The 12,958-nt window shown below is 43.8% G+C and carries 12 protein-coding genes; 6 read left to right on the plus strand and 6 right to left on the minus strand.

What is annotated here, in order from left to right:
- Window positions 1-117 precede the first annotated feature (117 nt).
- A complete protein-coding gene (locus IGJ15_RS06295; RefSeq protein ID WP_311902395.1) occupies window positions 118-1,491 on the plus strand; it encodes a gluconokinase in 1,374 nt (457 codons plus the stop codon).
- Window positions 1,492-1,509: 18 nt separating this feature from the next.
- Here IGJ15_RS06295 and IGJ15_RS06300 read toward each other — a convergent pair whose 3' ends face one another.
- Complete coding sequence (locus tag IGJ15_RS06300) at window positions 1,510-2,250, minus strand: MurR/RpiR family transcriptional regulator (RefSeq protein WP_167822031.1); 741 nt, start codon at window positions 2,248-2,250, stop codon at window positions 1,510-1,512.
- A gap of 150 nt (window positions 2,251-2,400) precedes the next feature.
- On the opposite strand from IGJ15_RS06300, the gene IGJ15_RS06305 reads away from it, so the two are divergent.
- The 5 genes from IGJ15_RS06305 to IGJ15_RS06325 all read left to right on the plus strand — a co-directional run bounded on the left by IGJ15_RS06305 (window position 2,401) and on the right by IGJ15_RS06325 (window position 6,595).
- Window positions 2,401-3,153: an IclR family transcriptional regulator gene (locus tag IGJ15_RS06305; RefSeq protein ID WP_026008086.1), complete on the plus strand. Its 753-nt coding sequence runs from the start codon at window positions 2,401-2,403 to the stop codon at window positions 3,151-3,153.
- A gap of 110 nt (window positions 3,154-3,263) precedes the next feature.
- Entirely contained in the window at window positions 3,264-3,911 is a 648-nt protein-coding gene (locus IGJ15_RS06310) for a bifunctional 4-hydroxy-2-oxoglutarate aldolase/2-dehydro-3-deoxy-phosphogluconate aldolase (protein ID WP_005229908.1), read from the plus strand.
- A 1-nt stretch (window position 3,912) separates the two neighbouring features.
- Window positions 3,913-4,911, plus strand: coding sequence for a PfkB family carbohydrate kinase (locus tag IGJ15_RS06315; RefSeq protein WP_430599355.1), 999 nt, complete (start codon window positions 3,913-3,915; stop codon window positions 4,909-4,911).
- Between the two features lie 12 nt (window positions 4,912-4,923).
- Window positions 4,924-5,766: a 5-dehydro-4-deoxy-D-glucuronate isomerase gene (gene kduI / locus IGJ15_RS06320; protein WP_005229915.1), complete on the plus strand. Its 843-nt coding sequence runs from the start codon at window positions 4,924-4,926 to the stop codon at window positions 5,764-5,766.
- Between the two features lie 22 nt (window positions 5,767-5,788).
- Window positions 5,789-6,595 (plus strand): gluconate 5-dehydrogenase, encoded by an 807-nt coding sequence (locus IGJ15_RS06325; protein WP_005229917.1) that lies wholly within the window; start codon window positions 5,789-5,791, stop codon window positions 6,593-6,595.
- A gap of 257 nt (window positions 6,596-6,852) precedes the next feature.
- On the opposite strand, the gene IGJ15_RS06330 is transcribed toward IGJ15_RS06325, so the two are convergent.
- The 5 genes from IGJ15_RS06330 to IGJ15_RS06350 all read right to left on the minus strand — a co-directional run bounded on the left by IGJ15_RS06330 (window position 6,853) and on the right by IGJ15_RS06350 (window position 12,925).
- Window positions 6,853-7,524 carry a rhamnogalacturonan acetylesterase gene (locus tag IGJ15_RS06330; protein WP_016621185.1) on the minus strand — a complete coding sequence of 224 codons (672 nt, stop codon included), beginning with the start codon at window positions 7,522-7,524 and terminating at the stop codon, window positions 6,853-6,855.
- A gap of 10 nt (window positions 7,525-7,534) precedes the next feature.
- Window positions 7,535-8,923, minus strand: a complete 1,389-nt coding sequence (gene uxaC / locus IGJ15_RS06335) for a glucuronate isomerase (RefSeq protein WP_086295511.1) — start codon at window positions 8,921-8,923, stop codon at window positions 7,535-7,537.
- A gap of 20 nt (window positions 8,924-8,943) precedes the next feature.
- Window positions 8,944-10,455 (minus strand): UxaA family hydrolase, encoded by a 1,512-nt coding sequence (locus tag IGJ15_RS06340; protein WP_142964784.1) that lies wholly within the window; start codon window positions 10,453-10,455, stop codon window positions 8,944-8,946.
- Window positions 10,456-10,467: 12 nt separating this feature from the next.
- Entirely contained in the window at window positions 10,468-11,871 is a 1,404-nt protein-coding gene (locus IGJ15_RS06345; protein ID WP_311902411.1) for a tagaturonate reductase, read from the minus strand.
- A gap of 73 nt (window positions 11,872-11,944) precedes the next feature.
- Window positions 11,945-12,925, minus strand: coding sequence for a LacI family DNA-binding transcriptional regulator (locus tag IGJ15_RS06350; protein WP_430599357.1), 981 nt, complete (start codon window positions 12,923-12,925; stop codon window positions 11,945-11,947).
- Window positions 12,926-12,958 lie beyond the last annotated feature (33 nt).

Here is a 12,958-nt window from a genome sequence, read left to right on the forward strand (position 1 = left end):
CTGAAGAAAATCACCACGAAACGTCTTATCAACAAAACGATCAGACAGGTATACTAGAATATGCCACTAACTATGGTAGAATAAAGCTAATTGAATCAGATGAGAGGGAGCAATGCGATGTTTTTAGGGATTGATATCGGCACGACAGCCATAAAATTTGGGGTCATTGAAGATCGGAAAATCATTTACTCACAGTCATTACCAATCAAAACCCATAGCCACGGGTTAAAACAGACCCAATCAGCGACCCAGATCAGTAGCCAATTGATCAGTGGTGTCACAACGATTCCCGCTCAATTAAAAGCGGCAATCACAGTGATCGGGTTCAGTACCGCCATGCACAGTTTGATGCCAGTGGCTGGTGAGACCGCAGAAGAGATTTACATTTGGTCAGACAATCAAGCGAGTCAAACGATGACGGCCTTTCGTCAAACGGATCTGGCGGCAACGTTTTATGAAGAGACAGGGACCCCGATCCATGCGATGTCTCCCTTTGCGAAACTGGCTTATTTTCAAACAAATGGTTCATATTCCAAAGAGACGAAATGGTTTGGCTTAAAAGAACTAGCAATGGCGTTGTTTACCGGACAAGCACGGATCGATTATAGTACCGCATCAGCGACCGGTCTTTTTTCTTTGAAAGAAAAGCAATGGAGTCAAAAGATTCTCAATTATTTATCCCTTTCAAAAGCCCAGTTAGCGCCTTTATGTGCACCGACTGATCGTTTTTTGATTACCGAGGAGATGGCGCAGCGGTGTGGCTTGAAGCCTGAGGTAGAAGTGATGTGTGGGGCTAGCGATGGGTGTTTAGCAGCATATGCTGGCTATATTTCTACAGGGATCCGCAACAGCTTGACGATCGGAACCAGTGCGGCGGTTCGTAAAGTAAGTGAGACCACCGTCTTTGATTGCCAAAAACAAAATTTTTGCTACTATCTGCAAGATGACCTCTATGTCGTAGGGGCACCTTCAAACAATGGTGGCTGTGTCCTTGCTTGGGCAAAAGAGACCTTATCAGAAGATCCTGATGCATTTTATCATTATCTGCCTCAAGTCATGGAGGAGTCGCCGATCGGCAGTAACGGCTTACGTTTTTTCCCCTATTTAAACGGGGAGCGGGCACCTTTTTGGACAAATGAGATCACAGGCGGCTTTTCTGGCTTGACCCTGAAACACAATCGCTCAGACATGTTGCGGGCAGTCATCGAAGGCATGCTGATGAACATCGATTTATTAAAGCAAATGGCGCAGTTGGAAGGGGCAGTCACTGTAAGTGGTGGTTTCTTTCAAACAAAACTTTTAGGTCAAATGACCGCGGATGTGTTGGGGCTGACCTGTTATCTTTCCGATGAAAACGAACCGATATTCGGCTTGTATGATTTATACAAAAGCTCTGTTGTGCGGCAAGATCAGCCAGATGAAAAATTTGTTCCTGATCCGCAGAACCAAGCGCTCTATCAAGAATTGGCAAAAACCTATTTTCAAGCATAAGCAAAAACCAGCAATCCACTAGGGTTGCTGGTTTTCTTTTTCAACATGGGTAAAAGCGTCGACGATATATTCCATCAATAAGAGCAGTTTACCAAAGAAGCTAGTGTACTGGATGTTTTGGGTGTCGTAGGGACGTTCATCGGTCACTTCAAAGGAAAAGGTCGCTAGTTGATTGGCGCGATGATCACCGTTCCCGCAAAACAAAACAGTTGGTATGTGATGTTCATTGGCTAATGCCATCTTTTCCAGCACTTTTTGTGTTTCGCCAGATTTAGAGATGGTGATCAGCATACTGATGTTCTCGATGTTGTTACTAATGATCCCACCTGAGTCAGAAGCACTGACTAATAAGGTTTTGATGCCGTTGACCAGCATTTTTTTGTGGAGGTATTCTGCCACGATCCCAGAAAAACCTGTTGCATAAATCGTAATAAACTTGTCCTTGTTTCGTTCATAGATTTCTTTGATCGCGTCGATCGTATCTGCAATACTGGCAGCGTCAATTTGGTAATCGATGGCGGCTTCAGTGATCGTCTGATTTTTCAAGCGATTCTTTAAGAAGTAAAGTAGCTCTAGATAGCCAGAAAAACCTAATTTTTGCGCAAGCCGCACGATGGTTGCGGGAGAAGTGTAGATTGCTTTAGCGATTTCTCTTAAGGGCAGTCCATCGATCGCAGCGGTATTTGCAAGCAAATAATCAAGAATTTGCAGCTCATTGTCAGTCAATTTTTTTCCTTTGATCAATACATTTAAGTCCATTGTTCGGCACTCCTTTGTCTTGTCTTCATCATACAATGAATAACGACAGAAAGTAAAATGGGAATCGCGTCATGCTGATATATAGGAAAAAGATTGTGCATTTCCTAAAAAGATATTATAATTTCTTATATAGAAAATAAAGGTGGAGAAATGATGACGCAAAAACCATATGGAACCGTACTACTAAAAGCAGCAACCATTTTAGATTATCTCGCAGAAGCGCCAAGTAAACCATTGCAAGAAATTTCAGAAGCAACGAAACTGACCCCATCCACAGCTTTGAAAATATTAGAAACGCTGCAAATGATCGGCTATGTCAAACGCGACAAAGAGAAGAATTATCGCTTAGGGTCTAAGCTGATCAAGTATGCCAATCAAAACATTCAAGAGCTTGATTTAGTGGAAATCAGCTTGCCTTACTTGGAAGCATTGCAGAAAACGGCGGATGAAACGATCCACTTAGGGGTCTTGACTGCCAATGAGATTCTTTATGTCAATAAATTGGAGCCCCACAATCAAACGATCCGCATGTCTTCAAAAGTAGGGATCACAAGACCGTTGTATAGCTCTGCCATGGGGAAAGCCGTTTTAGCGGAGTTTGATGCCCCTCAAGTGGAAGAATATTTGGCAGCAACGCCTTTAACCGCTTATACGGAAAACACCATTACGAATCAGTTGAAGTTGAAGAAAGAATTGGAACAGGCAAAAGAAAACCAAGTAGCGTTTGATGATGAAGAAATGGAACAAGAAATCTATTGCATCGGCGCCTCACTGATAAAGGATCAGGAGATCGTTGGGGCGTTTTCTATCAGCCTACCGAAATACCGCTTGACCCCAGAATACAAATCGACATTGATCGATGCGATTATTGCGACAAAACAGCAAATTGAACAAGCATTATAAACTTTTTAGTGGAAAGCCCTTGCAAATAAAAACGAGAACGGTATAATAAACGTATAAGTTTCTTTATAATAAATACCATTTTCCAAATAGGAAATAAATGGAGGGTCTCAATGAAAAAAGTAGCGAATTTAATGAAACTAAAAGAAAGCGGCGTGATCGCTGTTGTGCGTGGCGCTTCTAAAGAAGAAGCACTACAAGCAAGTAAAGCGATCGTTGCAGGGGGGATCACTGGCATTGAGTTGACTTTTACAGTGCCTCAAGCGGCGGATGTAATCGCTGAATTAGTAGCAACCTTCAAAGATAATCCAGAGGTAGTCGTTGGTGCGGGGACCGTTCTTGATGCAGTGACTGCTCGCTTAGCGATCATGGCAGGAGCACAATATGTGGTAAGCCCAACCTTTGATCAAGAAACGGCTGAATTATGTAATTTATATCAAATCCCGTATCTGCCTGGTTGCATGACCATTTCAGAAATGAAGGACGCCTTAAAAGCAGGCGCAGATATCATTAAACTATTCCCGGGTAGTGCGTATGGACCAAGTATCATCTCGGCCTTCAAAGCGCCATTGCCACAATTAAACATTATGCCGACCGGTGGTGTCAGCTTAGACAACATGCAAGAATGGTTTGCGGCGGGTGTCGTAGCCGTTGGTGTAGGGGGGAATTTGTTAGCGCCAGCAGCAAGTGGGGATTTTGACAAAGTAACAGAAGTAGCGAAACAATATGCGGCAAAATTAAAAGAGATTCGAGGAAAGTAAGATGGCAAACATTCTGACACTAGGAGAAATCATGTTGCGTCTATCGACAACGTTAGGCGACCGAATCGCCCATAGTTCGATGTTTGCTGCCCATTATGGCGGTGGAGAAGCCAATGTTGCGATCTCCTTAGCGAATTTTGGTCATCGCGTTTCTTTTGCTAGTAAAGTGCCTGAGAATACTTTAGGAGATGCCGTTTTTCATCATTTACGAAGCTATGGCGTCGATTGTCGCCACTTGCTTCGTGGCGGTTCCCGACTAGGTACTTACTATATTGAAACCGGTATCGGGGAACGAGCAGCGCGAGTGGTTTATGATCGCGCAGGCTCAAGCTTTGCGCAAATGAAAGAAAATGAGTGGCAATCTGACCTTTTTGATGGGGTTGACATTGTTCACCTTTCAGGGATCACGCCCGCTCTTTCAACGACTTGGCAGACACTTTTACTGACGTTGATCAAAGAAGCGAAAGCAGCTGGTTGTAAAATCAGTTTCGATATCAATTATCGTGGAAAGCTGTGGACGACAGATGAAGCACGCGTCTTTTTGCAAGAAGTACTCCCTTATGTTGATTATTGCTCGGCAGGACAGTTAGATGCCCAAGTCTTTATGGATGTATCAGCTCCAACAGAGGAAGTCGAAGATGACTACTATTATCAAGAAATGCATCGGAAATACCCAAATATCCAGCTCTTTTATTCAACTAGTCGTCAGGTGCTCTCAGCAAGTCACAATCAATTGACAGGAAGCCTATGGCACAACGGCAATTATGTCGTTTCTGCTACCCATGAGATCAATCCAATCGTTGATCGCGTCGGAGGCGGCGATGCCTTTTCAGCTGGTGTCCTACATGGTCTTGTCACGAAGAAACAAGACCAAGAAATCATTGATTTTGCAACTGCAGCATCTGCTTTGAAACATACGATCCATGGCGACTGTAATCAGTTTAGCGCCAATGAGATACAAGAATTTATTGCAACAGGTTCAGGAAAAATTATCCGATAGGAGGAATAAAACATGCAACACATGGAAACACGCTATACCCATAGTCCACTTGATATTCGTCACTATAGTACCGAGGAATTACGCAGAGAATTTTTGGTAGAGAAAATTTTCACACCAGGACAAATCATGCTGACCTATACCCACAATGATCGGATGATCTTTGGCGGAGTGACACCGACAGAAGAAGCGTTAGAAGTGCAATTAAGCAGCGAATTAGGGGTGGAATACTTCTTAGAACGTCGCGAATTAGGCGTCATCAATATTGGAGGACCTGGTGCGATCACGATCGATGGCCAAAAAGAACCAATGAAAAAACAAGACGGCTACTATATCGGCAAGGAAACAAAACAAGTCTTGTTCCACTCAGATGATCCAGCAAATCCAGCGAAATTCTATCTATCTTGCGTGCCAGCACATAAGAAATACCCAAATGTAAAAATCAGTATCGATCAAGTCACACCAATGGAGACAGGCGAGGGCTTGACATTAAATGAACGGAAAATTTATCAATACATTCACCCAAATGTTTGTGAAAGCTGTCAATTACAAATGGGGTACACGATCTTAGAACCAGGCAGTGCTTGGAATACGATGCCAAGTCATACACATGAACGTCGGATGGAAGCATATGTGTATTTTGATTTTGCCAACGAAGACACAAAAGTGTTCCATATGATGGGCAAACCAGATGAAACGAAGCATTTAGTCGTTAGTGAAGAACAAGCAGTTATTTCTCCAAGCTGGTCGATCCATTCGGGTGTTGGAACCAGTAACTACTCATTTATCTGGGCAATGTGTGGCGAAAATATCACCTATACCGACATGGATATGGTGGCAATGGACGACTTAAAATAAAAAGAAAGAGGGTTTATCAATTATGGATTTTTCAATGGATCAATTTCGTTTAGATGGTAAGATCGCATTAGTGACAGGAGCTGTCTATGGGATCGGTTTTACGATCGCTCGTTCATTAGCAGCAGCAGGAGCAACGATCGTTTTTAACAACTTGGATCAAGAATCAGTGGATAAAGGATTAGCAAACTATCGTGAAGCAGGGATCGAAGCCCACGGCTATGTCTGTGATGTAACGGATGAAAAAGCAGTCAACGAAATGGTCAAGCAGATCGAAGAAGAAGTTGGCGTGATCGATATCTTAGTCAATAATGCTGGGATCATCAAACGAATTCCGATGTTGGAGATGTCTGCTGAAGACTTCCGCCAAGTCGTTGACGTGGACTTGAACGCTCCATTTATCGTTTCAAAAGCAGTCTTACCGTCAATGATCAAAAAAGGACATGGAAAAATCATCAACATTTGCTCAATGATGAGTGAATTGGGAAGAGAAACGGTGGCTGGTTACGCAGCGGCTAAAGGCGGCTTGAAAATGTTGACGAAAAACATTTGTGCTGAATTTGGTTCAGCTAACATTCAATGTAATGGGATCGGACCTGGTTATATTGCAACACCGCAAACCGCACCATTACGAGAGATCCAACCAGACGGTTCTCGTCACCCATTTGATCAATTTATCGTAGCGAAAACACCTGCTGCCCGTTGGGGTGAGCCAGAAGATTTAGCAGGACCAACTGTTTTCTTAGCTTCTGAGGCATCAAACTTTGTCAATGGCCATGTCTTATATGTAGACGGCGGTATCTTGGCGTATATCGGGAAACAACCTGAATAAAACAATCAGTAGTAAGGATGGGGACGATTGCAATCGTTCCCTTTTTTATGGTGCAACACCTAAGAAATGCAAGGCTTTAAAAGGTAGCTTGGCGATAAATGGGTTGAAGCAAAGGAATGGCAAACAAATCTTTTAGAAAGAGTGAAAAGCAAAACGCTGTGAAGGAAAATGTTCTTCGCAGCGTTTTGCTTGAGTAGCTCTTTTCAAATCAGGTAGCGTATTTATGTTAGGGGAAGATTCAACACGAACAATGAGTTTCAATCTAAAAGAACTTGTTGTGCAAGCGGTAATGGAGCATTTGTCAAACATTTGGCAACTAATTTGGCGACGGCTGTAGCACCTTGGTTATTCAAATGCGTGTTATCCGTAATGCCGGCTGGATAATTAGGGTGCTGGTTTTTTTCTAAATGAAGAAAATAGGTTTTCGCCTGTTGTGGTTCCAGTGCTGAAAAGAACCGTTGTGTTGCGGCAAAAAGATCCAGACAGACCACATCCAAGGAGGTAGCCAAAGCACGCATTGCTTCTGGGTAAGGACCGACTGCCAAAGGATCAAGTTGCTGTTGGTCCACGTAATGCAAACGAGTGATCGAGGTCAATAGGATCGGTGTCGCTTGCTGCTGGCGTGCCGTTTGCACGAAGGTTGCTAAATTATGCTGATATTCTACAGGTGTCGTACCACGACTATCTGTTTTTTGATCGTTGTGTCCAAATTGAATCAAGAGATAATCACCAGCATATAGTTCTTTTTTTGCCTGCAACAAGCGTCCTTCTTCAATGAAGCTTTTGGAGGAACGCCCATTTTTTGCCAAGTTGACGATTTGATGCTGGGGGAGATAGCGTGAGATCTTTTCACCCCAGCCCGTTTCTGGACGAGCGCTAGGCTCTTTGATCGATGCGGTGGAATCACCGACGATGACGATTTTTTCCATTGTCTTTCTCCTAAAATTTGAAGTAGTTGTTGGCGTTTTGATAACAGACATTTTCTACTAATGGTTTTAGCTGACGAAGATCAGCAGGTGCTTCACCACGTACAACGATCTCAGCAAGCCATTCACAAAAGACGCGTCGGAAATATTCATGACGGGTGTAAGACAAAAAGCTTCTTGAATCCGTCAGCATGCCGACAAAGTTAAAGATCACACTGCCGTCTGCGAATTTCGTCAATTGGTGACGCATGCCTGCGCGGGTGTCGTTATACCACCAGCCAGATCCTAACTGCAATTTATTATTGCCTTCTTGCTGGAAGCACCCCATCAAAGCGACGAGTGCATCATAGTCATTGGGATTTAAGGAGTAGAGAATCGTTTGAGGCAAATGGTCCTGCGCATCAGCAGCGTTCAATAATTTCTGCAAGCTTTGAGTCAGTGGTTGATCATTGATGCCATCGTAGCCCGTATCTGGTCCCAAGCGCTCAAACATTCGTTGATTGCAGTTACGGTACGCATGGACATGCAGTTGCATCGTCCAACCATGTTCGTGATACAGCTTCATCAGTTCAACTAGAACATTGGTTTTGAAGAACGAAACTTCGTTTTCCTCCAAAGATTCTCCAGCTAATGCTTTGGCAAAAATTGCTTCAAGGGATAACTGTTCGTCTGCAGCATACACTAAAGTATCCAGTGCATGGTCAGACAAGCGGCAGTGATGCTGGTGAAAGTAGGTTACACGGTCCCGCAAGGCTCTCAAGAAAGCATCGTAGGTAGTGATCGCGTTTTCGACACTCTTTTCGAGTTTGGTAACATAGGTAAGAAAATTCGGATGGTCGATTTGTAACGCTTTGTCAGGTCGAAAGGTCGGCAAGACCCGAAAACGTTGTTCTGTTTGGCTTAATTGGTGATGATAGTGAAGATCATCGACTGGATCATCTGTGGTGCAAACGATCTCGACGTTACTGCGAGCAATCAAAGCTCTTCGGGTAAAGTCTTTTTGCTGCAATTTTTCGTTGCATAGCCTCCACAAAGTTTCGGCGTTTTCTTCAGTAACGGGAAGATCGATCTCAAAAAATCGCTTTAATTCTAAATGGGTCCAACTGTAAAGGGGATTTCCCACCAATTTTGGCACTGTTTGACACCATGCCAAAAATTTTTCATAATCACTGGCATTGCCCGTAATCGCTTCTTCGGGTACGCCACAAGCGCGCATCAATCGCCATTTGTAATGATCACCACTTAGCCATGCCTCGGTGATAGTTTTAAACGGCCGATCCTCATAGATTTCTTTCGGGTCTAGGTGGCAGTGGTAATCAATGATCGGCAGCTCTTTGGCATAGTCATGGTATAGTGTTTGAGCAATTTCATTTGGCAATAAATAGTTTTCATTTAAAAACATGTCGGACCTCTTTTCTTTGATTATAGTGTCACGCCATTTTTAAAGATGGCGATCTCACGAACGTTGTTGGCTTCATTACGCGTCGGTTTTCCACTGGCAGTATCGATGATCGCTTGAATAAAATCTTCCAGCACGACCTCCATCGGCTCTTCCAACAAGCGACCAGCGTTGAAATCCATCCAGTGGGGTTTCTTATGATAAATCTCTTGATTCGTGGCAACTTTCATGGTCGGCACATAGGCACCAAATGGCGTGCCGCGGCCAGTGGTAAATAAGACGAGTTGACAATCGGCAGAAGCCAGTGCAGAAGCGGCAACAAGGTCGTTTCCTGGACCTTCCAGCAGGCTCAAGCCTGGCTTACGGAGTTTTTCCCCATATTTTAAGACATCGACGACAGCGGAAGTCCCAGATTTTTGGGTACAGCCTAATGACTTATCTTCTAGCGTAGTGATACCGCCTGCCTTATTGCCAGGAGAAGGATTTTCATAGACCGGTTCACCGTATGCAAGGAAATAATCTTTAAAGTCGTTGATTAGATGGAGAATTTTTTCAAAGGTGGCTTCATCTTGTGCACGCGCCATCAAGACTTGTTCAGCGCCAAACATTTCGGGTACTTCCGTCAAGACTGTACTGCCACCTTGAGAAACTAAAAAGTCAGAAAATGCCCCCAACAAAGGGTTGGCGGTGATCCCAGAAAACCCGTCGGAACCCCCACATTTTAACCCGATCTTTAGCTCACTCAAGGGAACGGCTTCTCGTTGATCCTCTTTTGCTGCTTCCAGTAATTCTTCTAATAAGCTTTCGCCGACCGCAATTTCATCGTCGCTTTCCTGTGCCACCATAAATTTGACGCGCTTTGGATCGTAGTCACCCAGGTTTTTCTTAAACTCGGGAACGGTGTTGTTCTCACAACCTAAGCCAAAGACCAAGACGCCACCGGCATTTGGATGATGCACCGCATCAATTAAAATTTGACGGGTGTTTTGATGATCTTGGCCTAACTGGGAGCAGCCGTAGGGATGTTTAAGGATCGTAATATGATCAAAAGTGCCAAGATCTGGATGATTCTTCTTGAAGTTTTCAACAATGATCTCTGCGATGCCATTGATACAACCAACTGTTGGCACGATCAGTAAATCATTACGAATTCCAACTTTGCCGTTTGCTCGACGGTACCCTTGGAACGTCGCAGCCCTTTTTGGATAACGGACGGGATGCAAATCGGGGGCATAGGTGTATGCTAAGGTACCAGAAAGGTTGGTTTTGACATTGTGGGTATGCAACCATTGGCCAGTTTTCACGTCAGCTAAGAGATGTCCAATGGGATAGCCATATTTGATCACGTCTTGTGATTGTGCTAGATCTTTGAGGGCGATTTTGTGTCCTTGTGGAATATCCTCAAAAAGGGTGATCGTTTGGCCTTCAAATGCAAGGGTCGTTTTAGCAGCTAGTGGTTTTAATGCGACTGCGACATTGTCTTTAGGGTGCAATTTCAATAGTTGCGCGGGTGTTTCTGTTAATGTGTTGGACATAAAGATTCTCCTTTATTTCAAACTTGGCTCAGGGGTGTCAATCGACGCAAGTAACTGGCGGGGTCCGTCTTGTTTTAGACATGCGCACATTTCATTGATTGTCTCTGTCATAAAGCTCAGGTCTGCATGCCAAAGTTGCTCATTTTTTAATAGAGCTGCGATCTGTTCTTCTGCTGGTAATTGTTTCACTTGCTGAAATATGGTTGTCACTAGCTCATCATCTTGAAAGGGTCGTGTGAGATAGAAAGTCAGCAATCCTGCCAGTGCGGCAGTGATTCGTTTTGGTACCTGCTGGTTTTGTTGGACATAACGACTTAAGACTGGTTGAAGACGCGCACGGAATTTTGAGACGCTGTTTAAAGCGATCGATTGCAGCTGATGCTTCACATAAGGATTTCTGAAGCGCTCTTTGATTTGGTCCGGATAAGCTGCAAGCTGCGCTTTAGGCAAATCAAGCATTGGAATCAACTCTTCCTGAAAAAGACCATCTAAAAAGGCTGCAAATTCACGGTCGTTCATTACTTCTTCAACGGTTTCTAAACCCGCTAAAAGACCGAGGGGAACCATCGCCGTATGAGGACCATTTAATAAATGTACTTTTTGTTCACGGTAAGGAGTCATATCTTCTGTCACGATCACATTCAACCCAGCTTCTTGCAAAGGGAGCTTTTCGGCTACGCCGTTTCCTTCGATCACCCATAGCATAAAGGGTTCCGCAGTGACCATTACGGCATCCTCATAGCCAAGAACCTCTTGGTATTGTGCCACTTTGTCGCGAGGATATCCTGGAACGATCCGATCGACTAAGCTGCAGCAGAAGGTGTTTTCTTTTTCTAACCAGTTGACGAAGTCTGATTCCAAAGACCATAATGCGGCATATTGTAAGACGATCTCTTTTAGTTTTTCCCCATTCCGATCGATCAATTCACAAGGAATGATCAAAAATCCCTTTTTTCGTAGTTGAAAACGACGATACAAAAGAGCGGTCAGTTTTGCGGGAAAACTTTGGGGAGGGGTATCGTGTAAGGTATCCTCTGGGTGAAACGCAATACCTGCTTCCGTCGTATTAGAAACGATGATCTCAAGTTGCTCGTCTTCGGCTAATGCAAGATAGTCTTCCCATTGCTGATAAGGATTCAGCACTTGATCGATGGTGGAGACGACTTCAAATGTTTGAGATAAAGCGCCATCGACAAGTCCTTCTAAGATAACGGTGTAGAGATTTTCTTGTTGTGCCAACAGCTCTTTCAAGCCGTGATCAATCGGCTGTACCACAACGGCACTGCCGTTAAAAAGACCTTGCTTGTTCATTTGCTGCAGCTGCCAGTTAAAAAAGCCCCGCATAAAATTGCCTTCCCCGAATTGAATCACTCGGGCTGGATAGGTTTGATGGGGTTGTTCGGTAATTTTTTTCATAGAATCCTCCTTAAAAAAATATATATATGCACACGTTAACATTTTTGCGTAAGCGCTCTTGAAAACAAGAGGCTTACAGCGATTGACGAATGATTAACGAGGTATCAAAGAAATGTTGTTTCTCAACTACTTGATTGGCAAATGCCTGCAACAGCAGGGTTGCTGCCAATTGACTCATTTCATAGACTGGTTTGCGGATCGTTGTTAATGGGGGATACGTATAGGGAGAAAAAGAACTATCATCAAAACCGATGATGCCTATCTCCTCTGGGATCTTTCGTCCTGCTTGATGACAGGCATTGATCGCACCGATCGCCATATCATCATTGGCGCAAAAAATCACTTCAGGTGGTTCAGGTAAAGCGAGTAGTTGCTGGGCACCCAGCTGACCGCTTTCCAACGAGTAGTCGCCAGCTACGAAGTATTCTTTCGGGCAGACAAGCTGCTTTTCTTGAATCGCTTTCATAAATCCTTTGCGGCGCTCTCTAGCGGAACCAAAGGAAGCGATCCCTTCGATCATGGCGATCTTTCGAAAGCCTTGTTCAAGCACATAGGTGATCATTTGATAGACCCCTTGGGCATCATTACTAGTGACATTCATCAAGGTTGCATCCTGCAATTGACGATTCAAAACGACGATGGGAATGTTTTTCTTTGAAAGAGCAGCGATAAAACCGTCATCACGATCGCTTTGACTGATCACGATCGCTCCATCGAGGCGATTCGGCTCTTCATCAAATGTATCGGATTGCAATAATTCATGAACCGCCAAAGTATATTCGGATGGTAGGGTATCACTGATTCCTTTGATCACTTCGACTAAAAAGCTATCGGAAGTACCAATGGATAGATGAGAAAAATAAAGACCAATGATATAGGATTTTTGATTCACTAGACTTTTGGCATTGACATTGGGCACATAGTGTAAAGATTCAGCGATGGCTGCGATCTTCTTTTTTGTTTCTGGCTTAATTAATGGGCTATCGTTTAGCGCACGAGAAACAGTTGTATGTGAAACACCAGCGACTTTGGCGATATCTTTGATCGTAACCATAGAAAACCTTCTTCCTTTTTGCTTGATTCAAGC

The sequence above is a fragment of the Enterococcus sp. AZ079 genome (assembly GCF_050547255.1).
In the GTDB taxonomy this organism is placed as follows: Bacteria; Bacillota; Bacilli; order Lactobacillales; family Enterococcaceae; genus Enterococcus_D; species Enterococcus_D casseliflavus.

Bases quoted from the DNA above. Each gene is read 5' to 3' on its own strand.
- kduI (WP_005229915.1), top strand. From the start codon at position 4,924: ATGCAACACATGGAAACACGCTATACCCATAGTCCACTTGATATTCGT.
- IGJ15_RS06350 (WP_430599357.1), bottom strand. From the start codon at position 12,925: ATGGTTACGATCAAAGATATCGCCAAAGTCGCTGGTGTTTCACATACA.
- IGJ15_RS06295 (WP_311902395.1), top strand. From the start codon at position 118: ATGTTTTTAGGGATTGATATCGGCACGACAGCCATAAAATTTGGGGTC.
- IGJ15_RS06305 (WP_026008086.1), top strand. From the start codon at position 2,401: ATGATGACGCAAAAACCATATGGAACCGTACTACTAAAAGCAGCAACC.
- IGJ15_RS06340 (WP_142964784.1), bottom strand. From the start codon at position 10,455: ATGTCCAACACATTAACAGAAACACCCGCGCAACTATTGAAATTGCAC.
- IGJ15_RS06345 (WP_311902411.1), bottom strand. From the start codon at position 11,871: ATGAAAAAAATTACCGAACAACCCCATCAAACCTATCCAGCCCGAGTG.
- IGJ15_RS06325 (WP_005229917.1), top strand. From the start codon at position 5,789: ATGGATTTTTCAATGGATCAATTTCGTTTAGATGGTAAGATCGCATTA.
- IGJ15_RS06330 (WP_016621185.1), bottom strand. From the start codon at position 7,524: ATGGAAAAAATCGTCATCGTCGGTGATTCCACCGCATCGATCAAAGAG.
- uxaC (WP_086295511.1), bottom strand. From the start codon at position 8,923: ATGTTTTTAAATGAAAACTATTTATTGCCAAATGAAATTGCTCAAACA.
- IGJ15_RS06310 (WP_005229908.1), top strand. From the start codon at position 3,264: ATGAAAAAAGTAGCGAATTTAATGAAACTAAAAGAAAGCGGCGTGATC.
- IGJ15_RS06300 (WP_167822031.1), bottom strand. From the start codon at position 2,250: ATGGACTTAAATGTATTGATCAAAGGAAAAAAATTGACTGACAATGAG.
- IGJ15_RS06315 (WP_430599355.1), top strand. From the start codon at position 3,913: ATGGCAAACATTCTGACACTAGGAGAAATCATGTTGCGTCTATCGACA.